Source organism: Actinophytocola sp., assembly GCF_035762905.1.
GTDB lineage: Bacteria > Actinomycetota > Actinomycetes > Mycobacteriales > Pseudonocardiaceae > DASYTH01.
This window is the reverse complement of record NZ_DASUCC010000040.1, coordinates 13935-37416: the sequence shown is the minus strand read 5'-3', so window position 1 is coordinate 37416 and position 23482 is coordinate 13935. Positions and strand designations below refer to the sequence as shown.

The following is a 23482-nucleotide window of genomic DNA, read 5'->3' as shown; positions in this document are numbered from 1 at the left end:
AGTCTTAGTTTAAGACGAAAACTAAGTCGTGTGGCAAGGGGCGACGATCCAGGGCCGACCTGGTTGAATCTCCGCCATGCAGTCCAAGCGCGCCACCGTCCGCGACCTGCGGCGCCACAACCGGTCGACGCTGCTGTCCACGCTGTTCTTCGACGGCCCGCTGAGCCGGTTCGAGCTGGGCGAGCGAACGGGGCTGTCCGCCGCGACGGTCAGCAACGTCACCGGCGAGATGGTGGACGAGCGGTTGATCACCGAGGCCGGCTTCGTCGAGTCCGACGGCGGCCGGCCGCGGGTGCTGCTGCGCGTCGATCCCGGGTACAGCCGGGTGATCGGGGTGGACGTGGGGGAGACCGGGGTGACCATAGAGCTGTTCGACCTGGCCATGGTCCGGCTGGCCACGGTGGACCGCCCGCTGGCCGACACCCACCCGGACCCGGTGGTGGTGTCCGCCGAGATCACCGCGGGGGTGCGGGAGATCCTGGCCCGGTCCGACATCGCCGACGACGACGTGCTCGGGGTCGGCCTGGCCGTGCCCGGCACCGTCGAGCAGGGCGACACGGTCCGGGTGCACGCGCAGACGGTCGGCTGGGACGGCGTGCCGCTGGTCGAGCTGCTCTCCTCGGCCGGGCTGGAGCTGCCGCTGTTCGTGGAGAACGGCGCGAAGACCCTCGGCCAGGCGGAGATGTGGTTCGGCGCCGGGCGCGGGGCGCGGCATGCGGTGATCGCGCTGATCGGCTCCGGCGTCGGCGCCACCGTGGTCACCGACGGAAGCACCTACCGGGGAGTCACCAGCAGTGCCGGCGAGTGGGGGCACACCACGCTGGTCTACGGCGACCGGCCGTGCCGGTGCGGATCCCGCGGCTGCCTGGAGGCCTACGTCGGCGCCGAGGGAATCCTGGACCGGTACCGCAGGGCGCGCGGCGGCCGGGCCATCCCCCGGCCGGACGAGCAGTCCCAGCTGGACTTCCTGATCGCCGCCGCGGACCGCTCGCGCACCGCCGCACGCATCCTCACCGAGACCGTCGGCTACCTCGGCGCCGGGATCGCCAACCTGATCAACCTGTTCAACCCCGAGCGGATCGTGCTCGGCGGCTGGGCCGGCCTCGCCCTCGGCACCCGGCTGCTGCCCGACATCCGCACCGCCACCGCGGTGCACGCCCTGCGCTACGCCTACGAGCAGACCTCCATCGAGCTGGGCACCCTCGGCCCGGACGCGGTCGCCGTCGGCGCCGCCACCCTCCCGGTCGCCGCCCTGCTCACCGCGGGCGCCGACCCCCGCGACCGGACGGTCCGGCGCGGCGCACCGCTATCCTGATCAGATGCGTGTGACCATCGCGGAGGTGGCCAGGCGGGCGCGGGTCAGCAAGGCGACGGTGTCGCGGGTGCTGAACAACAAGGGGGATGTGGACGCGAGCACGGCGATCCGGGTGCGCGAGGTGATCGCGGCGACCGGATACACGCCGAGCGCGCGGGCGGTGGGTCTGGCCAAGGGGCGGGCGCAGACCGTCGGAATGCTGGTGCCCAGCCTGACCTGGCCGTGGATGGGCGACGTGCTGCAGGGCGTCGCGGACGTGGTGGAGGCCAGGGGATACGGGCTGCTGCTCAACACCATGAACCGGGGCGGGGACTCGCTGACCCAGTTCGCCCGGCACGTCTCGGCCAACGCGTTCGACGGGCTGCTGCTGATCGAGCCGCCCGACACGCTGAGCTACATCACCCGGCTGCACGAGAACGGCCTGCCCGTGGTCATGATCGACGACCGGGGTCATCATCCCGGCTTCCCGTCGGTGGCCACCAGCAACCGGGAGGGCGCCTCGGACGCCGCCGCGCACCTGCTCGGCACCGGCCGGCGCCGGCTGGCCATGATCACCGGACCGGCCGAGTTCGGCTGCACCCGGGACCGGATCGACGGGTTCCGCACGATCCTGGACTCGGCCGGCGTCGAGTTCGACCGGCGGTTACAGGTGGAGGGCGACTTCACCCGGGCCGGCGGGGACGTGGCGATCCGGCACATGCTGGCCACCGGGATCGAGTTCGACGCGGTGTTCGCGCACAACGACCTGACCGCGGTCGGGGTGCTTGACGCGCTGCGCGCGGCCGGCCGGACCGTGCCGGACGACGTGGCGGTGGTCGGCTTCGACGACATTCCGGTGGCCGCGCACACCCAGCCGGCGCTGACCACGGTTCGCCAGCCGTCCAGGGAGATGGGCGAGAAGGCGGCCGCGATGCTGCTGTCCCTGTTGGCCGGCGAGACCCTGCCGGAAGAACCCTGGATCGTGCCCACCTCCCTGGTGATCCGGGAGTCCACCGCCTAGCTGGGCTTCTTGACGGTCCGATTTCGGGTCTGTTAAATGCCTCACACGGGGCTCCGGAACCGGTTCCGGAACCGGTTCCGAATCTCCCGTCCCCTGCACCCTCTCTGACGGGCAAACGACCATGAGACTCCTTTCCCCTGCCCCACGCCGTCGCTGGGGCCCCTCGACCGTGCGCCGGACCCGTGGCTCGCTGGCAAGCTCGCTCGCGGTGGCCGCCGTGACGCTGTCCGGTCTGGTCATCGCAAGCCCCACCGCGTATTCCGCGCCGCTCGCCTGCGGCACCGCCAACGTCGCGCTGAACCGGCCGGCCACCGCGTCGTCTGCGGAGAACGCGGGCTTCCCGGCCGGCAACGCCGTCGACGGCAACGCCGGCACCCGCTGGTCCAGCCAGTTCAGCGACCCGCAGTGGCTCCAGGTCGACCTCGGCAGCTCCCGGCCGGTCTGCCGGGTCGGGCTCAACTGGGAAGCCGCCTACGGGCGGGCGTTCCAGATCCAGGTCTCGGACAACGCGAGCACCTGGACCACGATCTTCTCGACCACCACGAGCACCGGCGGCAACCAGAGCCTGGACGTGGTCGGCACCGGCCGCTACGTCAGGGTGCTCGGCACCGCGCGGGCAACCCAGTGGGGCTACTCGCTGTTCGAGCTGTCGGTCAACGTGGACGACGGCGGCGGCCCGGGACCGGGCCCGGTGCGGCCGACCGACCCGCTCAACCCGGACCTCGGCCCGAACACCTTCGTGTTCAGCCCGAGCACGCCGGCCAGCGAGATCCAGAGCCGGGCGAACACCATCACCGCCCAGATGCGCACCAACCAGTTCGGCCTGCAGCGCTACGCGATGCTGTTCAAGCCGGGCACCTACACCGCCAACATCGACCTCCGGTTCTACACCCACGTGGCCGGGCTCGGCCTGTCCCCGGACGACACCAACATCAACGGGCACGTGCGGGTCGAGGCCGACTGGTTGCAGCAGGGCGACAACCCGAACAACCTCGGCAACGCGACGCAGAACTTCTGGCGGGCCGCGGAGAACATGTTCGTGCACCTGCCGGGCACCCAGATCGAGCGGTGGGCCGTGTCCCAGGCCGCGCCGTACCGCAGGATGCACCTGTCCGGTCAGGTGCAGCTGTGGAACGGCGGAGACGGCTGGTCCAGCGGTGGCCTCATCGCCGACTCCAGAATGGACGGTGTGGTCGTTTCCGGTTCACAACAACAGTTCCTGACCCGCAACAGCGCGCTGAACGGCGGCTGGAACGGTTCGGTGTGGAACATGGTGTTCGTCGGCTCGACCGGCTCGCCGGCCCAGAACTTCCCGAACCCGTCGCACACCGTCGTGGACAGCGCGCCGAAGATCCGGGAGAAGCCGTTCCTGTACGTCAACAGTGCGGGCAGCTACAACGTGTTCGTCCCGGCCATCCGGCAGAACGCCCGGGGCACCTCGTGGGGCGCCGGAACCCCGGCCGGCCAGTCGATCTCGCTGTCCCAGTTCTTCATCGTCCGGCCGTCGGACAGCGCGGCCACGATCAACGCCGCGCTCGCCGCCGGCCGGCATCTGCTGTTCCAGCCCGGCATCTATCACCTCAACGACACGATCCGGGTCACCAGACCGGACACCGTCGTGCTCGGCATCGGCCTGGCCACACTGATCCCGGACACCGGCCTGCCGGCCATCACTGTGTCCGATGTGGACGGTGTGAAGCTGGCCGGTCTGCTGATCGACGCCGGACCAGTGAACTCGCCGGTGCTGGTCGAGCTGGGCCCGGCCGGTTCGTCGGCCAGCCACGCCGTCAACCCGTCGTCGCTGCACGACATGTTCTTCCGGGTCGGTGGCGCGCACGCCGGGCGGGCCACGGTCAGCCTGCGGATCAACAGCCACGACGTGATCGGCGACCACATGTGGGTGTGGCGCGGTGACCACGGCACCGGTGTCGGCTGGACGGTGAACACCGGCGCCAACGGCGTGGTCGTCAACGGCAACAACGTGTTGATGTACGGGCTGTTCGTCGAGCACTACCAGCAGCACAACGTGATCTGGAACGGCAACGGCGGCCGTACGTACTTCTTCCAGAACGAGCTGCCCTACGACCCGCCCAGCCAGGCGGCCTGGGGCAGCAGCGGCGGCGGTGCGCTCGGCTGGGCCGCGTACAAGGTGGCCAACTCGGTCACCAGCCACGAGGCCTGGGGCGTTGGCGGCTACTCCTTCTTCAACGTCAACCCGGCGGTGGTGGCCAGCCGTGCCTTCGAAGTCCCGAACACGCCCAACGTCCGCTTCCACGGCCTGGTCGCGGTCTCGCTCGGCGGCGTCGGCACGATCAACCGGGTGATCAACGACACCGGCGCGACCGCCAACCTGGCCAACCAGGTGTCCTACGTGCCGAACTTTCCCTAGCCCCTGACGGGATTTCGTGAAGATGGTCCCCGGCAGCCCTCCGGTTTCCCTGGTTTGGGAACCGGAGGGCTGCCGGGGTCTCCCCAGCGTCGTCTGCTGCCATTCCGGTGCCGTCCGCGGTGGCGGTCCGGCTAGGCGCGCACCGGCGCCGTGCACCGACAGGGGGCCGGGCGGGCCCGGACCGGGGCGGCGGGGATCGCCGGGCGGCGTCGGAACAGCCGGAGGAGGAAGGCGGGCCTCCGGTCCGGTTCGACCGGGGCGTGGGGCAGCGCGGACTCGGCGAGCCGGCGGGTGGCCTCGACCCCGGTGGCGGGTATGAACATGACTGCTCGATTCGTGCTGTGTGGACGTTTTCGGATGCCGGCACCATCGACGGTAGGCCGGTGCAGTTCATACGTCCAATGCAATGGTGTACCGGATTTCATGCGTTGCGCGCATGATGTGCGGCATGGAGCTACGGCACCTGCGGTCGTTCGTGGTGACCGCCGAGGAGTTGCATGTCGGGCGGGCGGCGGGTCGACTGCACCTGACGCAGCCGTCGCTGAGCCGGCAGATCGCCGCGCTGGAGCGGGATCTCGGGGTGGAGCTGTTCAGCCGGGTCCGGCGGCGGCTGGGGCTCACCCCGGCCGGGGAGATCTTTCTGGCGTCGGCCAAGGATCTCGTGCGTCGCGCGGACCAGGCGGTCACCGACGCGCGCACGGCCGAGCGCGGTGAGCTGGGGACGCTGCGGCTGCGGTTCGTGCAGTCGGCGACCCATGATGCGCTGCCGCGGCTGCTCGGCGCGTTCCGGCGGGCCCACCCGGGGGTGGTGCTGAACCTGGAGACGATGACCACGCTGCGGCAGATCGCGCTGCTGCGGGCCGGTGAGATCGACGTCGGGCTGCTCCGGCTGCCGATCGACGAGCCCACCGTGGCCACCCGGGTGATCTCCCGCGATCCCCTGGTCGTGGCCCTGCCGGCCGGCCATCCGCTGGCCGCCCGAGCCCGGCTGCCGCTGCGCGCGCTGGCCGGCGAGCCGTTCGTGCTCTACACCCGCGCCTCCGGCCCGTCGGTGCATGACGCGATCGTCGGGCACTGCGTCGCCGCCGGCTTCACGCCGCGGATCATCCAGGAGGCGGCCGACGTGCAGACCATCGTCTCCCTGGTCGCGGCCGGTCTGGGCGTCTCGCTGCTGATCGCGCCGACCCCGCCGAGCGCCCAGGACGCGGTGGTGTACCGCCCGCTCACCGACCGGCTGCCCCGCTGGGACCTGGCCCTGGCCTGGCCGGCGGCCAGCACCGCTCCCGTACTTGTCCGGTTCCTCGCGGTGGCCGGCGAGGCATACTGAGGGTGACCGAGGGGAGGGCGGATGACGACCGAGTTGACAGTGCTGGGCGCCTGCCCACTTGACTGCCCCGACACCTGTAGCTGGGTGGTGACCGTGCGCGACGGCCGGGCCGTCGACCTGCGCGGTGACAGCGGTCACCCGTTCACCCGCGGCTCGCTGTGCACCAAGGTCAACCGGTACCTGGAGCACGCGGCGGCGCCGGACCGGATCACCCACCCGCTGCGCCGGGTCGGCCCGAAGGGCTCCGGCCGGTTCGAGCGGATCACCTGGGACGCGGCGCTGGACGAGATCTCCGTGCGGCTGCGGGAGATCATCGACCGGTACGGCGGCCAGGCGATCTGGCCGTACTGGGGCACCGGCAGCCTGGGATTCGTGCAGGGCCTCGGCGGCAGCCCCGGCCGGCGGTTCTTCAACGTGCTCGGCGCCTCCGACCATGCCATGACCATCTGCTCCATCGCCGGCAGTGCCGGCCTGACCTACACCACCGGCACTTCCGCGGGCATCGACCCGGAAGACCTGAGCCGGGCCAAGCTGATCATCCTGTGGGGGACCAACACGCTGACCACGGGCCACCACCTGTGGAAGTTCATCCAGGCCGCCCGGCAGGACGGCGCGCACGTGGTGGCCATCGACCCGTTGCGGACCCGCACCGCGAGCCAGGCCGACGAGCACCTGGCGCCGATCCCGGGCACCGACGCGGCGCTGGCTCTCGGGCTGCTCAACGTGGTCGTCGGCCTCGGGGCGCAGGACCGGGAGTTCCTCGCCGAACACACCCTGGGCTGGCCGGAGTTCCGGGAGCGGATCGAGCAGTACCCGGCCGACAAGGTCGCCGAGCTCACCGGTGTGCCGGCGGAGCGGATCGTCGCCCTCGGCACCCGGATCGCCACCACCCGGCCGACGGCCATCCGCGCCACCATGGGTATGCAGCGGCACGCCGGCGGCGGCACCGCACTGCGCACGCTGGCCTGCATTCCCGGTGTGACCGGCGACTGGGCCCGGCCGGGCGGGGGGCTGTCCTACTCGACGACCGCGCACTTCCCGCTGGACCGGGCCGCGCTGTACCGGGACGACCTGCGACCGGGACCGGTGCGCACGCTGTCGATGACCCTGCTGGCGCACATTTTGTCCACTGTGGACGATCCGCCGGTGCGGGCGCTGATCGTGCAGGCGGCCAACCCGGCAGCCAGCACGCCCGACCAGAACGCGGTGCGCCGGGAACTGGCCCGGGAAGACCTGTTCACCGTCGTGGTCGAGCAGTTTCCCACCGACACCGTGGACTACGCCGACATCGTGCTCCCGACGACCATGCAGACCGAGCACGCGGACCTGCACAACGGCTATGGCCACATGTACCTGGCGTGGAACGAGCCTGCGGTGGCACCGCCGGGGGAGTGCCTGCCGGCCACCGAGATGTTCCGCCTGCTGGCCGGCCGGATGGGCCTGACCGAGCCCAGCCTGTACGACTCCGACGAGCGGCTGGCCGAGCAGGCGCTCGGCTCCGGGGACCCGGCGCTGTCCGGCATCACGCTGGACCGGCTGCGCGCCAACGGGTATGCCCGGCTGGCCGTGCCGAAGCCGTTTCTCCCGTTCGCCAACGGGTTTCCCACGCCGTCGGGCCGGCTGGAGTTCCGCTCGGCCCGGGCCGAGGCGGACGGCCTCGACCCGCTGCCCGGCTACCTACCGGCCGCCGAGGTGGTCAGCGACCGGCTCGCCGCCCGCTACCCGCTGGTCCTGATCTCCATTGCGTCCCACCACTTCCTCAACACGGTGTTCGGCAACAACGCCGAGCTGCGCCGCCGGGCCGGGCGGCCCCGGGTGGTGCTGCACCCGTCCGACGCGGCCGCGCGCGGCCTGGCCACCGGCGCGGAGGTGCGGGTGACCAACGACCGCGGCGCTTTCCACGCCGAGCTGGAGGTCGGCGACTGGGTCCGGCCCGGAGTGGCGGCCACCACCAAGGGCCACTGGGCAAAGCTCACCGGCGGGTCCAGCGTCAATGCCACGGTGGACGAACGCGACGCCGACCTCGGCGGCGGCGCCGTCTTCCACGACAACCGGGTCGAGATCACCCCGGCCTGATCGCCGTAGCCGCGCCGATCGTGCCCGAACGGAGCCCGGCGCCGGGGGTGCCGGGCTCCGTCCCGTTCAGATCCGTCCCGGCCCGGCCCCGGCCAGGACCAGGGACTTGACGTTCGCCCCGGGGTCGAGGGTGTAGCCGTACGGGATCGGATTGACGCTGCCGGCCGACTCCGGTGCGCCGGAGTTGACGAACACGTTGCCGCGGTGCACCAGGTTGCCGCCCGGAGACTCGAACACCCCGACGGCCAGCGGACGCACCACGTTCTCGTAGTAGTTGTTCTCCACCAGCACACCGGCCTCGACGGTGGACGCGACCCCGTAGTCGGCGTTGGCCACGTAGTTGTTGTACACGTGCACCGGGTTGCCGAACCGGACCCGCGGGTGGCGTTCGGCCGTGCCGTCGTACCAGTTGTGGTGGTAGGTGACCCGAAGGTGGCCGCGGTCCTGCCCGCCGTTGTCGTCGTCGTGGCCGAGCAGCATGTCCTTGGTCTGCCCGAAGGTGTGGTTCCAGGACACCGTGATGAAGTCGGCGCCGCGCTTGATGTCGATCGTGCCGTCCGAGGTGCCGGAGATGGCGTTGTGGTCGATCCACACGTGGTGCGCGCCCTCTTCCACGTTGACGCCGTCGTCGTCCGAGCCGCGGAAGTTGAGGTTGCGGATGATCACGTTGCTGGACCCCTCCTCCAGGGTCAGCCCGCCGCCGGTGAACCCGGAGTTCGCCCCGACGCCGATGATCGTCTTGTTCGACCCGACCTCGACCATGCCGTCGATCGCGATCGTCCCGGTGACCCGGATGGTCTGCCGGGTCGCGGTCTCGACCACGGCCAGGAACTCCGACTCGGTGTCGACGTCGACGGTCGTGCCGCCGGTGCCACCGGTGGTTCCGCCGCCCTGCGTCGCCCAGCCGACCAGCGGGCCGGGCGGGGGCGGCGGACCCGGGCTCGTGGTGGTGGTCGGGACGGGCAGGGTGGTGGAACCCGGCGGCCCGCCGACGGTTTCGACCAGCACGTCGTCGAACGAGGCGCTGGCGTTGAACGTGGCCACTCCGGCCCGGCCGGAGCCGAACTGGGTGTCGGTGGCCTGGCCGACCTGGGTGCCGTTGACGAAGCCGCGCAACGTGCTGCCGTTGACCTCGAGGCGCAGCGTGTAGAAGGTGCCCGTCGTGACGGCGATGTTGGCGGTGGCCAGGGTGGTGGCGGAGCCGCTGACCAGCTTCCTGAGCTGCACGGTGTTGCTGGAGCGCAGCGTCAGGTAGTAGTAGCTGGTGTTGCTCTGGGCCCTGGCCAGCACCGCGGCGAACCGGTCGGATCCGTTGAACGACAACGCCTTGACCCGCGCCTGCACCGCGTAGTTGGCCCAGGTGCTCTGGCCGGCCAGGGCACGGGCGTCACTCGAGGTGCTGGACTGGCGGGCCACCTGGGAGCCGTCGGCGGTGACCGACCAGGAACCGCCGGAACGGGTCCAGCCGTCCAGGTTGCCGTCCTCGAAGTTGTCCGACAGCAGCGTGTCGGCGCGCGCGGTCGGCGCGTTGGACACCGAGACCAGCGCGAACACCATCGCGCTGACCGCCACCAGCGGTGCCGCGACCGACCAGAATCGTCTGCCGAACTTCCCGGCCGATGCTGTTGGGGGCATGGCGAAACCTCCCGGGACAGGGTGTGGGCGTGGCTGTACGCAGGATGGGTCCGATGTGGACCAACAGAGAGCTCCTGCCAAGCAGGGTAGGCAGCACGCCGTGGACAATCGCGCACACCGTGTGGACATTGGAGCGTCAACGGACGCCGAAAGTCTCCCGCTCCTCCGGGGTGAGGGTCCGGGTTGCCCGGGTCCTGGCCAGGGCCAGCACGTCCGGCAGCGGCGCGCAGGCCTCGCACCGCTGGACGCGGACGGTGCCGTCTTCGTGCGTGGTGAGCAGGTCGTAGCCGCCGGGGGCGAAGACGACGCTCTCCACCGAGGACTGGTAACCGTTGAACACCACCGGCTCCGTGTCGCCGGTGCTCGACCAGACCCGCAGGGTGGCGTCGTTGCCGCTGGTGGCGATGTAGCGACCGTCCTGGCTGAACGCGATGCCCCACACCAGGCCCTGATGACCGTGCAGCACGATCGGCTCGCCGGAGCCGTCCGCCGGCCAGATCCGGGCGGTGCCGTCGTGGCCGCCGCTGGCCACCCGCCGGCCGTCCGGGGAGAACGCCACGCTGAACGCCTGCCCGTGATGCCCGCGCAGCACCACCGGTTCCCCGCCGGCGGCCGGCCAGATCCGCACGGAGCCGTCGCTGCCCGCGCCGACCACCCGGCCGTCCGGGCCGACCGCCACCTGCCGGAACACCCCGTTCCCGGTGCTCAGCACGACCGGTTCCCCGCCGGCCACCGGAAACCGCCGTACCGAGCCGGCGGCGTCGCTGACCACGACGGACCTGCCGTCCGGGGTGAACGCGACGCTCCATACCAGGCCCTCGACCCGGCTGAGCACCACCGGCTCGGCCACGCCGAGCGTCCAGACCCGCGCGGTGCCGTCCTCCCCGGCGCTGGCCACCTGCCGCCCGTCCGGGCTGGCCGCGACGTCGAGCACCTCGCCGGTGTGCCCGCGCAGCACAACGGGTTCGCCGCCGCCGGTGTCCCAGAGCCGCACCGTCCCGTCCGCGCCGCCGCTGACGATCCGGGACCCGGCGAACCGGGCCGCCCAGGACGCGCCGTCGTGCCCACGCAGCACGGTCGGCTCGCCGGGGGGCATCGCCGACCACAGCCGCAGCGTGCCGTCGGTGCCGACGCTGGCCACCCGGCGCCCGTCCGGGCTGAACGCCACGCTCCAGACCTCGCCGCGATGCCCGTGCAACTCGACCGCGTTGGCGCTGGACTCGGGACCGTGCACCCGCACCTTCCCGTCCTGGCCGCCGCTGGCCACCATGTGCCCATCCGGGCCGAACGCCGAGGTCAGCGACCGGCCCTGGTGACCGGGCAGCTCGACGGTGGGCCGCTGCCCGGTCGGGTCCCAGATCCGGACCGCGCCGTCGGTGCTGGAGCTGACCAGGAGGGAGCCGTCCGGGCTGAAGGACAGATGCCCCTGGCTGCCCGGTTCGGCCCGCACCACCACGGGATCCCGCAGCCGGGCCCGATCCCAGACCTGGAGCACACCGTCGGAGTGCCCGCTGGCGGCCAGGTAGCGCCCGTCGGGGGAGAACGCCACGCTGTACGGCTTGCCGGTGAAACCGGTCAGCAGGACCGGTTCGGTGCCACCGGCGAGGTCCCACACCCGCACCCCGTCCTCGCCTGCGCTGGCCAGCGTCCGCCCGTCCGGCGCGAAGGCGATCTCGGAGACCTCACCGCGGTGGCCGCGCAGCACGACCGGCTCGCCGCCGTCCAGCGGCCAGACCCGGACCGTGCCGTCGTAGCTCCCGGAGGCCACCGACCGCCCGTCCGGGCTGAACATCGAACTCCACACCTTGTTGGTGTGCCCGTGCAGCACGACCGGCTCCGGCCAGGCCTGGCCGTCCTGCGGCGGCTGCCAGATCCGCACCGTGCCGTCGTCGCCGCTGGTCACCAGCCGCCGGCCGTCCGGGCTGAACCCCACGCACAGCGCCCGGCCGTGGCCGGTGGGCACGGAGGCGCGCACCCGGGAGTCCGACACCGCCTGGCGCAGCGCCGTCTGCGCCTCCGGGGTCGGCCGGGTGTCCACCGCCCTGGTGGCGAGCAGCAGGGCCAGCTCAGGGTCGAACTGGAGCTGACTGCGGGCGCTCGCGGCCAGTTGGCGGGAATAGGCCAGCTCGCTCGCCTCGGCCGAGGCCGCGGCCTGGATCAGCGCGTACCCGGCGAGCAGGCTCACCACGGTCAGCAGCACGCCGAGGACGGTCACCGTCAGCCGCACGGCCCGTCTTCGTCCGGCCCGCTCCCGGTCCCGGCGCGCGATGCTGGTCGCCAGAAAGGCCCGCTCAACGTCGTTGAGCGCGTCGCGATCCCGGTCCTGCCAGCTGGCCAGCAGGACACCCTGGTACAGGTAGGCCTCGTCGCGACCGGCGCGGTCCCACTCGGCGGCGGTGTCGGTGAGCCGGCGGTGCGCGCGCAGTGCGTCCCGGTCCGCGGCCAGCCATTCGCGCAAGGTCGGCCAGCCGGCGATGAGCGCCTCGTGCGCGATCTCCACGGTGCTCTCGCCGACGGTGATCAGCCGGGCCGCGGCGAGCCGGTCGAGCACCGTGCGGGTGGTCGGATCGCTGCCCAGCTCGGTGCGGGTCACCCGACGCCGGGTGTCCTCGGTGCCCTCGCCGAGCGCGGTCAGCCGCACCATGATGTCCCGGGCGGCGCGTTGCTGCTCCGGGGTCAGCTCGCCGTACACCCGCTCGGCGGACTGGGCGATCGCCCCGCCGAGCCCGCCTGCCGCCGCGTAGTCGGCCAGCCGCAGCGACAGACCCTTGCGCCGCCGCCAGGTCTCCCACAGCGCGTGCGACACCAGCGGCAGCGCCCCCTGCCGGCCGTCCGCCTCGGTGAGGATCGTGGTGACCAGCGTCTTCTCGACCATGAACCCGGCCCGTGCGGCCGGCTCGGTGACCGCCGCGCGCAGCTCGTCCGCGCTCATCGGCCCGACAAGGACCTGCGCGTCCTGCAGCGCCCGCACCAGCCGGGGGTGCCGGGCGCAGTGGGTGAAGAAGTCGGCCCGCAGGCCGAGCACGACCCGGGTGCGGTTGTCCGGCTCGGCCGCGGTGTCCAGCAGCGCGTCGATGAACCCGTCCCGTTCGGCCGGGTCGGGGCAGAGCGTGAACACCTCCTCGAACTGGTCGACCACCAGCAGCAGCTCGGCCTCGGCCGGCGCATCGGCGAGCAGCGTCCGGGCGGCCAGGCCGAGGTTGCGCGGCTGCGCGGCCAGCTCGGCGGCGAGCTGCCCCGGCGACACGCGCAGCAGCGCGCCGAGCCGCACCGCGCACTCGTCCAGCGGGTGCGTTCCCGGGGTGAGCAGCAGGGTCGACCAGCGCGCGCGGTCGGCCCGGGCCGCCGGGATCAGCCCGGCCCGCAGCAGCGACGACTTTCCCGACCCGGACGCGCCGACCACGGCCACGAACCGCTGCCGGGACAGCCGTTCGGTCAGCAGGGTAACCAGCCGGTCCCGGCCGAAGAACCGGTCGGCGTCCTCGACGCCGTAGGCAGTCAACCCCACGTACGGCGCCGGCTGCTCGTCGTCCGGCCCGGCCGCCTCGGGCCCGTCCACCGCGTCCAGCTCGGTGCTGGCCGCCCGCCACCGGGCCTCCCAGGCTTCCGGATCGCCGCCGCACGCCCGCACGTAGGCCAGCGTCACCGGCAGGCTGGGCAGCGCCTCACCGCGCGCCGCCTGCGCCAGGGTGGTCGGCGAGTAGTGCGCCACCCGGGCCAGCTCCCGGTAACCGGGGCTGCCCGCCCGGTGCCGCAGCTCGCGCAGTGCGGCGGCGAACCGTTGCGCCACGCCGGCATCGGGATCGAGCGGTCGTTCCGGACGCGGCATCGTCGATCACCCCCAGCGGTACGGACGGTGCGGCGCAGAACCTAACCGAGGCAGGCGATCGTTGTCGATGCCGGGGTCCTCCGGCCGGGGTTGTGCGGAGTTGTTTGTGCGGCGGGAGATCCGGGAACCGGACAACCCGGAATCGGTTAGACCTGCAGTGACGATCGTGCTGGCGGCCGTACTGGGGGTGGTCAGCACGATCCACGGTTGTCCGGCCGGCGGGTGCCCACGATGCCGCGGGGTCGCCGACCGGCACCCGGGTGACCGCCGGCACGGCGGCCGGTTGCGTCCGTGACCGTCCCACGTCGCCGCCCACCGGATTCGGTGACCCGGTTGTGAGGTTCGGTGCGGGTCCAGGTTCGGCCTCCGGTTCAGGCCGGGCCCGGCCCGCACCGGACCGACCGGTAACGTGGCGGCCCATGACCTGGGGGCGGCTGGGGGCGGGAGTCGCGGTGCTGGCGCTGACCGGTGCCGTGCTGGCCGGCGACACGGAGTCGGTCACGCTGAGTACCGGGCCGATGATGGAGCGGGCCCAGGAGTGGTTCCGGCTGGCCCCGGAGTACTCCCAGGACGCGTGCTTCCGGGCCGACGGCGGGTATCAGGGCACCGACTGGTCGGCGGTGCTCGGCGGCTGCCGGTGGCCCTACTACCGGACCGACTGCTCGGGGTTCGTGTCGATGGTCTGGGGACTGCCGTTCAGCTACGCGACGCCACGGGCCGGGTTGGACAGCGACCTCACCGACGTGTCGACGGTGATCACCAAGGACGAGTTGCGCACCGGGGACGCGCTGCTCGCCTGGGGCCGGCACGTCCGGCTGTTCGTGCGGTGGACCGACGCCGCCCGGACCCGTTACCTCGCCTTCGATTTCGGGGCAACGCCGGTCAAACACCAGGTGTACGTCTGGGCCGGGGCGGGCGAGTACGACTACGTCCCCATCCGCTACCGGGCGCCGGTGTAGCGGCCGGCGAGCTCCGCGCCGATCCGGGCCAGCTCGGTTCGCACCGAGAGCGGTTCGAGCACCTCGACCTGCGCGCCCCAGCCGGCCAGGTTCCTGGCGATGTCCAGGGCGGTCGGGGCACCCAGCCGAACCCGGGACCGGCCGTCGTCCAGCGTGGCGTCGGTGTGGCAGTGCCGGCCGAAGTGGTCGCGCAGGATGGGCACGAACCGGGTCTCGATGAGCACGGTGGCCCAGGTGCGTGAGCGCCGCCGCTCCACCTCGGCGACCACCTGTTCCCAGGCGGTGTCCAGGCGGAAGTCGGCCGGGAGCTGGAAGGTCCGCGCGGTCGGCTCGGCGGCGGCGATCCGGTCCACCCGGAACGTCCGCCGGCCGCGGTCGGTGCCGGCGACCAGGTACCAGACGTCGTCCTTGTCCACCAGACCCCACGGGTCGGCCAGCCGCTCGGTGCGCCGCCGGGCGTTGTCCAGATAGGTCAGCCGGACCGTCCGCCGGCCGATCACCGCGGCCTGCAACAACTCCACCAGCTCGGGCCGGCGCCGCCCGCGCTCGCCCCACCGGGTCGGGTCGATCACCGTCGCGCTCGCCGCGGCCTCGGCATCGGCCCGGAAGGTCGTCGGCAGCGCCCGGACCAGCTTGCGCAGCGCCGCCTTGGCGTCCCCGGAGATCGCCGCCGCCGGACCGGCGAGCAGGAACAGCGCCCGGGCCTCGGGCGCGGACAACCCGCTCAGATCGGTCCGGGCGCCGCCGACCAGCGACCAGCCGCCGCCGCGCCCAGGTTGCGGGTAGACCGGGATGCCGGCCGCGGACAGCGCATCCAGGTCGCGGCGCGCGGTGGCGACCGACACCTCCAGCTCGCCGGCCAGCTCGGCGGCCGTCACCCGGCCCCGGGACTGCATCAGCAGCAGGGCGGCGACAAGACGATCGGCACGCATGTTCTCGATCTTTCCCGAAAAAGCGCTCAATTGATGAGCACTTTAGTCCGCAGGATGGTCTCTGTCAGCCGAGAAGAGCGAGAAGGGACCGAACTGATGTTGCGAGGAATGACCACTTTCGTGCTCGTCGCCGACGACGTCGCGGCCGCCGCGGCCTGGTACACCGAACTGCTCGGCGTTGAGCCGTACTTCCGGCGCGACGCCGGGGGCAAGCCGGCCTACGTCGAGTTCCGGATCGGCGACTACCAGCACGAGCTGGGCATCGTGGACAGCCGGTTCGTGCCGCCGCGCGGAACCGGCGGGGCGGTGGCCTACTGGCACGTCGACGACATCGAGGCCGCGTTCGCCCGGCTGCGCTCCCTCGGCGCCACCGAGCACGAGCCGGTGACCGAGCGCGGCGAGGGGTTCGTCACGGCCTCGGTGACCGACCCGTTCGGCAACCTGATCGGCGTCATGTTCAACCAGCACTACCTGGACATCCTCGGCGCGCGCCGGGCTGCGTGAGGAGGTTGCCGCGGTCAGCCGACCGGCGGGGTGCCGTGCGTGTGGAACGACTCGATGGTCTGCAGGCCCCACGCCTGGCCCTTGGCCCGCTCCGCCTCGGTCCAGGTGATCGTGCGCCAGTCGGGGGCGAACACCAGGCGGGCGACCGGGTTGCACAGCTCGATCCGGTTCCCGCCGGGCTCGTAGACGTAGAGGAAGAACGTCTGCTGGATGGCGTGCTTGTGCGGGCCGGTCTCGATGTGCACGCCCCGGTCCAGGCAGATGTCCGCGGCCCGCAGGATGTCCTCGCGGGTGTCGGTGGCGAAGGCGATGTGGTGCAGCCGGCCGGCGGTTCCGGTCCGGTCCCGGGTGTACACCAGGTCGTAGGACTTCTGCTGGAAGTGCAGCCACTGCGCGCTGATCTCCCCGCTGTCCAGTTGGATCTGCTCGGTCACCCGCCCGCCGAGCAGGTCGCGGACGAAGTCGCCGTTGGGTTCGGTGGCCACGGCGAGAAAGTTGACGTGGTCGATCCGGCGCACGCACACGCCCCGCGCCGGGTAGGCCTGCGCCTGGTTCTTCAGCGCCGGGCGCAGCTCGACCGGCGGGTCGAACCACTCGGACTCCCAGTACAGCGCGTACTCGTGGCCGTCAGGGTCGGTGCACAGGTACGCCGGCCCGATGCCCGGTTCGCCGTCCATCCAGCCGATCCCGCGGCCGGTCCGCTCGATCGCGGCCACCCGGCGGTCCAGTGCCGCCTGGCTCGCCGCCCGCAGCCAGGTCCGGCGCAGGCCCGAGGTGTGGTGCGCGGTCAAGGTGAGGCTGTGGTGCTCGTAGTCGTCCCAGCAGCGCAGGTATACCGAGTCGGCGTCCCGGCCGTTCTCGGTCAGCCCCAACACTTCGGTGAAGAACCACAGGCTGCGCTCGGGTTCGGGGGTGTGCAGCTCGACGTGGCCGAGATGGGCGATGTCGTGCAGCAGGGCCATCGTGGACGCTCCTAGGGGCGGGGGAAGACCAGGCCGTCGAACAGCTTGCGGGCGGTGCGGAGCACGCCGGAGCGGCGCACCACCGGAACCGGACGGTGGTCGAGCTCCACCGTGACGTCGAGGTGCCCGGTCGGGTGCTCGATGCGCAGCGGCCGGTCCGGGCCGGGCGGCCGGGCCAGGTCGTGCGCCGTGGTGCCGTCGAGCAGCGCGGCGGTGCCGACGCTGATCGCGCCGAGCACGCCGATCGAGTCGTGCGGCCGCACGGGGATGAACGTCCGGGTGCACAGCGTCCCGCCGCTCCGGGCCGGCGCCACGAGCGTGACCTTCGGGATCGACGCGGTCTCGACATCACCGAGCCCCATCAGGGTTCCGGCGCGCAACCGCAGCGACCGGACCCGCTCGGCCAACTCCGCGTCGGCGGCGAGCTCCGCCACGGTTTCGTAGCCGGTCACGCCGAGCTCGCTCGCGGCGGCGACCACCACCGGCATGCCGTTGTCGACGCAGGTGACCTCCACGCCGTCGATGACGTCGCACCGCGATCCGGTCGGCAGCAGGGCACCGCAGGCCGATCCGGCGGTGTCGGCGAAGTCCAGGGTCACCGGTGCCGCGGTGCCGGGCACGCCGCAGATGGCGGTGTCCCCGGCGTAGTCCACCGCGCCGTCGGGCGTCGGAAACGTCGCCACCGCAACGGACTTCGAGTTGACCATGCGGATGCGCACCGTGGTCCGCTCGGCGCCCGCGGCCACCAGACCGCGTTCGACGGCGAACGGCCCGACCCCGGCAAGCAGGTTGCCGCAGTTCTGCCGGTCGGACACGGTGGCCTGCTCGACACCCAGTTGCAGGAACAGGTAGTCCACGTCGACGTCCGACTCGGCCGAGGGGGAGATCACGGCCACCTTGCTGGTCAACGGATGCGCGCCGCCGATCCCGTCGATCTGTCGCGGGTCCGGGCTGCCGAGCACGCGCAGCAGCAGGTCGTCCCGGACGGCCGGGTCCGCCGGCAGGTCGTCGGCGAGGAAGTAGGCGCCCTTCGACGTGCCGCCGCGCATCAGCAGGCACGCAATCCCTGTGGTCATTGGACTTCCGCCGCGTACTGCTCGGCGGTCAGGTACCGCACGCCGAGACCTGCCAGCCGCTCGCGCAGCCCGTACCGGTCCAGGCCCAGCTCGCCGGCGACGAACGCCGCGCGGGCGGCCTCCTCCTTGGCCACCCGGGACCTGGCCGCGTCGAGCACCGCGGCGACCTGCCGGCGTGGCACGCACAGCACCCCGTCGTCGTCGGCAAGGACCGCGTCGCCCGGACCCACCGGCTGACCGCCGAGCACGACCGGAACGTTCACCGCGCCGGCCGTGGCCTTCACCGTGCCCTGCGCGCTGACCGCGGCCGACCACACCGGAAATCCCATCGCCCGCAGCTCCGCGACGTCCCGCACGCCGGTCCCGGTGACCAGGCCGCGGACCCCGCGCACCCGCAGCGCCGTGGCCAGCAGCTCACCGAAGAACCCGTCCGTGCTCGGCGAGGTGGTGGCCACCACGAGCAGGTCGCCGGCCGCGCACTGCTCCACCGCCGCGTGGATCATCAGGTTGTCGCCCGGGGCGCACAGCGCGGTCACGGCGGTACCGCCGACCCGGACACCCTGCTGCACCGGGCGAAGTGCGCTACCGAGGTAGCCGGCGCGGCCCATCGCCTCGTGCGCGGTGGCCACCCCGAGGGCGGCCAACTCGTCCACTGTGGACAGATTGGCGCGGGGCGGGCCGGTGACAACGACCGGTGTCATGCCAGGACCTCCGTGGTTTGGGGGAAGAGGCGGACGTAGGCCTCGGCCCTGGTGCCGTGGGTCCGGCCGAGGTTGGGCCCGGCGTTGCGGTTGAGCTGCACGCCGCGGCGCACGGCCAGATCGGTGTAGTAGTCCCACATGTGCCGCTGGGCCGGCAGGCACTCCATCGCCTGACGTTTGACCTCGAACACCGGGGTGATGTCCAGCAGCAGGTTCGGCCGGAAGTCGCACTGCTCGGGCTGATGCGGCTCGAAGAAGAACACCGGGGGAGCGCCGAGCGGATCGCCCGGTGCCTCGTAGCCGATGGCCTGGGCGAGCACCCTGGCCTGCAGCGCCATCCGGGAGGCGGCCGGATGGTCGCCGTTGTACGGGTCGGCGGGCGGATGGGTGAGCACCACCGCGGGCTCGACGTCCCGGTAGACCCGGACCAGGCGGTCGACCAGTTCCGCGCTCTCCGGCAGCGGGTAGTCGCCCGCGTCGAAGAACTCGATCTCCGCGCCGAGTACCGCCGCCGCTGAGGTGGCCTCGGACCGGCGCAGGTGTTTGATCTCGTCAAGGGCCAGCCCGTCCCGCCAGGCCCTTGCCGACTCGCCGCGCTCGCCGTAGCTCAGGCAGACGACCTTGGCGCGCTCGCCGCGGGCGGTGGCCAGCGCGATGGCGCCGGAGGCACGCCAGACGAAGTCGCCCGCGTGCGCGCTGATCACCAGCAGGGATCCCGGCATGAAACCGCTCCTTCAGCTGTCGGACTCGCGCAGCGCGTCGATCACGCTGCGCAGGTGGGCGCGGGTGGCCGCCTCGGCCGTGCCCGGGTCCCGGCCGGCGATGGCGGCCACGATCGCCAGGTGCTCCTCGAGCGAGCGGGCCGGCCGGCCGGGGCGCAGCGCCAGCCGGTACTGGTGCCGGACCAGCTGGCCCTGCAACCGTTCCAGCAGCTCGTTCGCCACCGGCTGGGCGGCGATCTCGCGCACCCGGGTGTGCAGTACGCGGTTGAGCGCCGAGTACTTCATCGGCTCGCCGTCGGTGACCGCAAGGCGCATCGCGTCGCCGAGCCCGGTCAGCTCGTCGATCTCGGCGTCGGTGGCCAGTTCGGCGGCCTTGGCCGCGCACAGTCCCTCCAGCACCATCCGGCATTCGGTGATGGCCACCGCCTCCGGGACGGTGACCAGCCGGACCCGGGCGCCGCGGTTGGGGATCCGCTCGACCAGGCCGGCCGCGGTCAGGTCGATCAGCGCGGCCCGCAGGCTCGCCCTGGTCACCCCGAACAGCTCGGCCAGCTCGGACTCGACCAGCCGCTGCCCGGGAACCATGTCACCCTCGGCGATCGCCGCACGGAGCGCGGCGATCGCCGTCCGCTTGCCGGTTTCGCCTTCGTGCGGTCGCATGCCGCGGACCCTAAAACGGTGTGACAGAATCGTCAACAATATTCGCGGCAATCTTGTCGACAGGATTCGCCAGCAGGCCCAGCTACAGGCCGAGGATGCCGCGGCGGACGTCTTCGCGGTCGCGCAGTTCGGCTGCGGGCGCGCCGGCCACGATTCGGCCCTCGATCAGCAGGTAGCCGCGCGTCGAGATCTCCAGGGCGCGGTCGATGTCCTGTTCGACCAGGAGCACGCTGACGCCGCGCGCGTTGATCGCGCCGATCGCGGCGAACACCTCGTCCAGCACCACCGGGGCCAGGCCGAGGGACGGCTCGTCCAGCAGCAGTAGCCGCGGGTCGGCCATCAGCGCCCGGCCGATGGCGAGCATCTGCTGCTCCCCGCCGGACAGCGTGCCGGCCGGCTGCGCGGACCGGGCGGCCAGCCGCGGGAACAGCTCGAGCACGCCGGCCATGGTGCGCCGGTACCGCTCGCGGACCCCCCGGCGGTAGGCGCCGAGAACCAGGTTCTCGTGCACCGACATGCTGCCGAACACCCGCCGGCCCTCCGGCACGATCGCCACGCCCCGGGCGCAGACCCGGTGCGCGGGCAGCCGCAGCACGTCCTCGTCGTCGACCGTCACCTGGCCGCGGACCGACGGGTGCAAACCGGCGATCGCCGCCACGATCGTCGACTTCCCGGCGCCGTTCGGGCCGATGATGCTCACCGTCTCGCCGGCGCCGACCGTCAGCGACACGCCCCACAGCGCCCGCGCGTCGCCGTACCAGGCGTCCAGCTCGCTGACCTCAAGCATGGGACCGCTTCCCCAGGTAGGCCCGGACCACGGCCGGGTCGGCCAGCACCGTCGCGGGGTCGCCGTCGGCCAGCACGGACCCGCGGTCGAGCACCACCACCCGGGTGGCCACCGCCCGGACGACCCGCAACAGGTGCTCGACGATCACGATGGCCACACCGGAGGCGTGGATCCGGCGGATCACCTCGACGGCGTTGTCGATCTCGGCCGGGTTGAGCCCGGCCAGCGCCTCGTCGAGCAGCAGCACGGCCGGCGCGGTGGCCAGCGCCCGGGCGATCTCCAGCAGCTGGCGCTGGTGCAGGTTGAGCGCGGCCGGGGCGGCGTGGGCCAGTTTCTCCAGCCCGACCATGGCCAGGTGCCCGGTGGCCACCCGGCGTGCCCGGGTCAGGCTCCGCTCGGGCTCGCGGCCGAACATGATGGCCATGGCCACGTTGTCCCGCACGGTCATCGACGCGAACGGCCGGGGGATCTGGTAGGTGCGGGCCACGCCGAGGTGCGCGATCCGGTGCGGCGGCAGCCCCGTGGTGTCCCGGCCGGCGATCCGCACGGTTCCGCCGGTCGGGCGCACGCTGCCGGCCAGCAGGCTGACCAGGGTGGTCTTGCCGGAGCCGTTCGGACCGATCAGGCCGACCAGCTCGCCGGCCCGGATGCGCAGCGAGAGACCGGCAACGGCCCGCACCCCGCCGAAGTTCTTGGTGAGCTCGTCGCATTCGACCAGAGCGGTTTCCGCACCGTCCACAGGGGACATTCGAATGTCCAGTTCGGACGGATCGACCGGGCGGGCCCGCCGGGACGCCGGCAGCAGCGCGCGCACCCGGGGGTAGAGCCCTTCCGGCGCGGCCAGCACCATCGCGATCAGCACGCCGCCAAGGATCACCGGCTGCCAGCCGAGCAGATCGGCCGCGGTCAACCGGTCCTGCAGCAGCACGACCAGGACGGCGCCGAGCACCGGGCCGATCCAGTGCGTGCGCCCGCCGAGCACGCTCATCACGATCACGAACAGCGGCACGGTCAGGGTGAACACGCTGTCCACCGTGACGAAACCGATCTGCAGCGCGAAGATGCTGCCGCCGACCCCGCCGATCACGGCGCTGGCCACCAGAGCCGTCAGCTTGTACCGGAAGGTCGCCACGCCCAGCGCCTCGCCGACGTCCTCGGCGTCCCGGATCGTGGCCAGCGCCCAGCCGGACCTGGTCCGGGCCATCAGGAACGCCACCGCGACCGCCGCCCCGGCGACCAGCAGGTTGACCAGGTAGAGGAAATCCTGGAAAAGCCCGATCGAGGCCGGGAAGTCCGGGACGGCGACGATGATCCCCTGACCGCCGTCGATCGAGCCGTTGATCCTGGCCAGCGCGGCCAGGATGAACGGAACCGCAAGGGTGAGCAACGCGAAGATCTCGCCGCGCAGCGAGCGCAGCCGGAACGCGAGCACCCCGATGCCGAGGGCGAGCACCGCGCACAACCCGGCCGCGATCAGCACGGTGAGCCCGAAGTCCAGCCGGTGCCGGCCGAACAGCACCGCGGTGGTGTACGCGCCGACGCCGACGTAGGCCGCCTGACCGAAGCTGAAGTAACCGCTGTACCCGGACAGGATGTTCCAACTGGTCGCCTGCGTGACCCAGAACAGCATGGTGGTCAGCAATGCCAGCACGGAGACGGGAACCCCGAGGGTCTCCCGGTACAGCGACAGCACGGCCAGCGCGCCCACCGCGAGCGCGATGCCGGCCAGCCCGCGGACGATCACCGCACGGCCCGGACGAACAGCCCGCGCGGGCGTACCAGCAGGGCCAGCACGATCGCGGAGAACAGCACGAACGGCGCCGCGGCGGGGGAGAGCAGCACCGAGACCAGCCCGGACAGCGCGCCGACGAACAGCCCGGCGGCCAGCGTGCCGAGCAGGTGGCCGATGCCGCCGAGGATCACCACGGCGAACACCGTGCCGAACCATTCGTACGCGGTGGCCGGGGTGAGCGCGTTGGCCAGCGCGAACAGCATTCCGGCCACCGCGGCGGTGGCCCCGCAGACCGCGCCGAGCAGCACGCCGAGTCGCCGGTGGTCGATGCCGAACGCGCCGGCGATCGTGCGGTCCTCGGCCAGCGCGCGCAGGGCCCGGCCGGCGAAGGTGCGCCGCAGCGCCAGATGCGCGCCGGCGATGAGCGCGATGGCGATCAGAAACGCCAGCAGCGTGGTGATCGGAAAGACCAGCCGGCCGGTGTCGAGGGAGGCCGTGGCGTACGGGTTGACCGCCGCGCTCATCCGCTGGAAGTCCGCGCTCCAGATGTTGCTGACCAGCTGCACGGTTGCGATCAGCAGGCCGAAGCTGACCAGCAGCGAGTTGAGCTCTGAGACGCCGAGCCGGTCGTAGGCCCATTGCAGCGCGCCGCCTGCGACGAACATGACCGGCACGGTCAGGCCGAGGGTCAGGATCGGGTCGATGCCCCACTCGGAGGCGAACTGGAACGTGAGGTAGGCGCTGATCAGGATCAGGCCGAAGTGCGCCAGGTTGATGATCCGCAGCACGCCCCAGGTGACCGAGACGCCCGCGGCCATCAGGGCGTAGAGCCCGCCGAGCAGCAGTCCGGCTACGGCGGACTGGACTGCGATCACA

Annotated in this window: 19 protein-coding genes; 7 read left to right on the top strand and 12 right to left on the bottom strand. The window is 72.4% G+C overall.

Annotated elements, in window-relative coordinates:
- The first annotated feature begins 76 nt into the window (after nucleotides 1-76).
- From VFV67_RS07345 to VFV67_RS07335, 3 genes are all read left to right on the top strand, one after another.
- A complete protein-coding gene (locus tag VFV67_RS07345; RefSeq protein ID WP_326468236.1) occupies nucleotides 77-1315 on the top strand; it encodes an ROK family transcriptional regulator in 1239 nt (412 codons plus the stop codon).
- Between the two features lie 4 nt (nucleotides 1316-1319).
- Entirely contained in the window at nucleotides 1320-2315 is a 996-nt protein-coding gene (locus tag VFV67_RS07340) for a LacI family DNA-binding transcriptional regulator (protein ID WP_326468235.1), read from the top strand.
- A gap of 208 nt (nucleotides 2316-2523) precedes the next feature.
- On the top strand, nucleotides 2524-4704 hold the full coding sequence (locus tag VFV67_RS07335) for a discoidin domain-containing protein (protein WP_326468234.1): 2181 nt from the start codon (nucleotides 2524-2526) through the stop codon (nucleotides 4702-4704).
- Between the two features lie 131 nt (nucleotides 4705-4835).
- Here VFV67_RS07335 and VFV67_RS07330 read toward each other — a convergent pair whose 3' ends face one another.
- Nucleotides 4836-5027, bottom strand: a complete 192-nt coding sequence (locus tag VFV67_RS07330) for a hypothetical protein (RefSeq protein ID WP_326468233.1) — start codon at nucleotides 5025-5027, stop codon at nucleotides 4836-4838.
- 125 nt (nucleotides 5028-5152) lie between these two features.
- Here VFV67_RS07330 and VFV67_RS07325 point away from each other — a divergent pair, with 125 nt between their 5' ends.
- Together VFV67_RS07325 and VFV67_RS07320 are read left to right on the top strand one after the other, a co-directional pair.
- Complete coding sequence (locus VFV67_RS07325; protein ID WP_326468232.1) at nucleotides 5153-6031, top strand: LysR family transcriptional regulator; 879 nt, start codon at nucleotides 5153-5155, stop codon at nucleotides 6029-6031.
- Nucleotides 6032-6052: 21 nt separating this feature from the next.
- Nucleotides 6053-8107, top strand: coding sequence for a molybdopterin oxidoreductase family protein (locus VFV67_RS07320; RefSeq protein WP_326468230.1), 2055 nt, complete (start codon nucleotides 6053-6055; stop codon nucleotides 8105-8107).
- Between the two features lie 66 nt (nucleotides 8108-8173).
- Here VFV67_RS07320 and VFV67_RS07315 read toward each other — a convergent pair whose 3' ends face one another.
- Together VFV67_RS07315 and VFV67_RS07310 are read right to left on the bottom strand one after the other, a co-directional pair.
- Nucleotides 8174-9742, bottom strand: coding sequence for a family 16 glycoside hydrolase (locus VFV67_RS07315; RefSeq protein ID WP_326468229.1), 1569 nt, complete (start codon nucleotides 9740-9742; stop codon nucleotides 8174-8176).
- 136 nt (nucleotides 9743-9878) lie between these two features.
- On the bottom strand, nucleotides 9879-13571 hold the full coding sequence (locus VFV67_RS07310; RefSeq protein ID WP_326468228.1) for a hypothetical protein: 3693 nt from the start codon (nucleotides 13569-13571) through the stop codon (nucleotides 9879-9881).
- A 419-nt stretch (nucleotides 13572-13990) separates the two neighbouring features.
- Between VFV67_RS07310 and VFV67_RS07305 the strand changes: the two genes are divergently transcribed.
- Nucleotides 13991-14530, top strand: coding sequence for a hypothetical protein (locus tag VFV67_RS07305; protein ID WP_326468227.1), 540 nt, complete (start codon nucleotides 13991-13993; stop codon nucleotides 14528-14530).
- On the opposite strand, the gene VFV67_RS07300 is transcribed toward VFV67_RS07305, so the two are convergent.
- Nucleotides 14512-15462, bottom strand: coding sequence for a YafY family protein (locus tag VFV67_RS07300; RefSeq protein ID WP_326468226.1), 951 nt, complete (start codon nucleotides 15460-15462; stop codon nucleotides 14512-14514). The genes VFV67_RS07305 and VFV67_RS07300 overlap by 19 nt on opposite strands.
- A 96-nt stretch (nucleotides 15463-15558) precedes the next feature.
- On the opposite strand from VFV67_RS07300, the gene VFV67_RS07295 reads away from it, so the two are divergent.
- The gene (locus VFV67_RS07295; RefSeq protein ID WP_326468225.1) at nucleotides 15559-15966 is read left to right on the top strand and encodes a VOC family protein; all 408 of its coding nucleotides are present in this window, start codon (nucleotides 15559-15561) and stop codon (nucleotides 15964-15966) included.
- Nucleotides 15967-15980: 14 nt separating this feature from the next.
- Here VFV67_RS07295 and VFV67_RS07290 read toward each other — a convergent pair whose 3' ends face one another.
- The 8 genes from VFV67_RS07290 to VFV67_RS07255 all read right to left on the bottom strand — a co-directional run bounded on the left by VFV67_RS07290 (nucleotide 15981) and on the right by VFV67_RS07255 (nucleotide 23481).
- Nucleotides 15981-16928: a VOC family protein gene (locus VFV67_RS07290; protein WP_326468224.1), complete on the bottom strand. Its 948-nt coding sequence runs from the start codon at nucleotides 16926-16928 to the stop codon at nucleotides 15981-15983.
- 11 nt (nucleotides 16929-16939) lie between these two features.
- Nucleotides 16940-18004 carry a 4-oxalomesaconate tautomerase gene (locus tag VFV67_RS07285; protein ID WP_326468223.1) on the bottom strand — a complete coding sequence of 355 codons (1065 nt, stop codon included), beginning with the start codon at nucleotides 18002-18004 and terminating at the stop codon, nucleotides 16940-16942.
- Nucleotides 18001-18705, bottom strand: a complete 705-nt coding sequence (locus tag VFV67_RS07280) for a 4-carboxy-4-hydroxy-2-oxoadipate aldolase/oxaloacetate decarboxylase (RefSeq protein ID WP_326468221.1) — start codon at nucleotides 18703-18705, stop codon at nucleotides 18001-18003. Before VFV67_RS07280 ends, VFV67_RS07285 begins: the two co-directional genes overlap by 4 nt.
- Entirely contained in the window at nucleotides 18702-19427 is a 726-nt protein-coding gene (locus VFV67_RS07275; protein WP_326468219.1) for a PIG-L deacetylase family protein, read from the bottom strand. Before VFV67_RS07275 ends, VFV67_RS07280 begins: the two co-directional genes overlap by 4 nt.
- Nucleotides 19428-19439: 12 nt before the next feature.
- Nucleotides 19440-20087: a GntR family transcriptional regulator gene (locus VFV67_RS07270; RefSeq protein ID WP_326468217.1), complete on the bottom strand. Its 648-nt coding sequence runs from the start codon at nucleotides 20085-20087 to the stop codon at nucleotides 19440-19442.
- Between the two features lie 82 nt (nucleotides 20088-20169).
- Nucleotides 20170-20874 carry an ABC transporter ATP-binding protein gene (locus tag VFV67_RS07265; protein WP_326468216.1) on the bottom strand — a complete coding sequence of 235 codons (705 nt, stop codon included), beginning with the start codon at nucleotides 20872-20874 and terminating at the stop codon, nucleotides 20170-20172.
- Nucleotides 20867-22618 carry a branched-chain amino acid ABC transporter ATP-binding protein/permease gene (locus VFV67_RS07260; protein WP_326468215.1) on the bottom strand — a complete coding sequence of 584 codons (1752 nt, stop codon included), beginning with the start codon at nucleotides 22616-22618 and terminating at the stop codon, nucleotides 20867-20869. Before VFV67_RS07260 ends, VFV67_RS07265 begins: the two co-directional genes overlap by 8 nt.
- Nucleotides 22615-23481 carry a branched-chain amino acid ABC transporter permease gene (locus VFV67_RS07255; RefSeq protein WP_326468214.1) on the bottom strand — a complete coding sequence of 289 codons (867 nt, stop codon included), beginning with the start codon at nucleotides 23479-23481 and terminating at the stop codon, nucleotides 22615-22617. Before VFV67_RS07255 ends, VFV67_RS07260 begins: the two co-directional genes overlap by 4 nt.
- Nucleotide 23482 lies beyond the last annotated feature (1 nt).

What these genes read in the sequence shown, in the direction of transcription:
- VFV67_RS07305 (WP_326468227.1), top strand. Translation starts at nt 13,991, where the DNA reads ATGACCTGGGGGCGGCTGGGGGCGGGAGTCGCGGTGCTGGCGCTGACC.
- VFV67_RS07265 (WP_326468216.1), bottom strand. Translation starts at nt 20,874, where the DNA reads ATGCTTGAGGTCAGCGAGCTGGACGCCTGGTACGGCGACGCGCGGGCG.
- VFV67_RS07285 (WP_326468223.1), bottom strand. Translation starts at nt 18,004, where the DNA reads ATGACCACAGGGATTGCGTGCCTGCTGATGCGCGGCGGCACGTCGAAG.
- VFV67_RS07280 (WP_326468221.1), bottom strand. Translation starts at nt 18,705, where the DNA reads ATGACACCGGTCGTTGTCACCGGCCCGCCCCGCGCCAATCTGTCCACA.
- VFV67_RS07315 (WP_326468229.1), bottom strand. Translation starts at nt 9,742, where the DNA reads ATGCCCCCAACAGCATCGGCCGGGAAGTTCGGCAGACGATTCTGGTCG.
- VFV67_RS07270 (WP_326468217.1), bottom strand. Translation starts at nt 20,087, where the DNA reads ATGCGACCGCACGAAGGCGAAACCGGCAAGCGGACGGCGATCGCCGCG.
- VFV67_RS07320 (WP_326468230.1), top strand. Translation starts at nt 6,053, where the DNA reads ATGACGACCGAGTTGACAGTGCTGGGCGCCTGCCCACTTGACTGCCCC.
- VFV67_RS07290 (WP_326468224.1), bottom strand. Translation starts at nt 16,928, where the DNA reads ATGGCCCTGCTGCACGACATCGCCCATCTCGGCCACGTCGAGCTGCAC.
- VFV67_RS07345 (WP_326468236.1), top strand. Translation starts at nt 77, where the DNA reads ATGCAGTCCAAGCGCGCCACCGTCCGCGACCTGCGGCGCCACAACCGG.
- VFV67_RS07340 (WP_326468235.1), top strand. Translation starts at nt 1,320, where the DNA reads ATGCGTGTGACCATCGCGGAGGTGGCCAGGCGGGCGCGGGTCAGCAAG.
- VFV67_RS07325 (WP_326468232.1), top strand. Translation starts at nt 5,153, where the DNA reads ATGGAGCTACGGCACCTGCGGTCGTTCGTGGTGACCGCCGAGGAGTTG.
- VFV67_RS07330 (WP_326468233.1), bottom strand. Translation starts at nt 5,027, where the DNA reads ATGTTCATACCCGCCACCGGGGTCGAGGCCACCCGCCGGCTCGCCGAG.
- VFV67_RS07295 (WP_326468225.1), top strand. Translation starts at nt 15,559, where the DNA reads ATGTTGCGAGGAATGACCACTTTCGTGCTCGTCGCCGACGACGTCGCG.
- VFV67_RS07300 (WP_326468226.1), bottom strand. Translation starts at nt 15,462, where the DNA reads ATGCGTGCCGATCGTCTTGTCGCCGCCCTGCTGCTGATGCAGTCCCGG.
- VFV67_RS07310 (WP_326468228.1), bottom strand. Translation starts at nt 13,571, where the DNA reads ATGCCGCGTCCGGAACGACCGCTCGATCCCGATGCCGGCGTGGCGCAA.
- VFV67_RS07275 (WP_326468219.1), bottom strand. Translation starts at nt 19,427, where the DNA reads ATGCCGGGATCCCTGCTGGTGATCAGCGCGCACGCGGGCGACTTCGTC.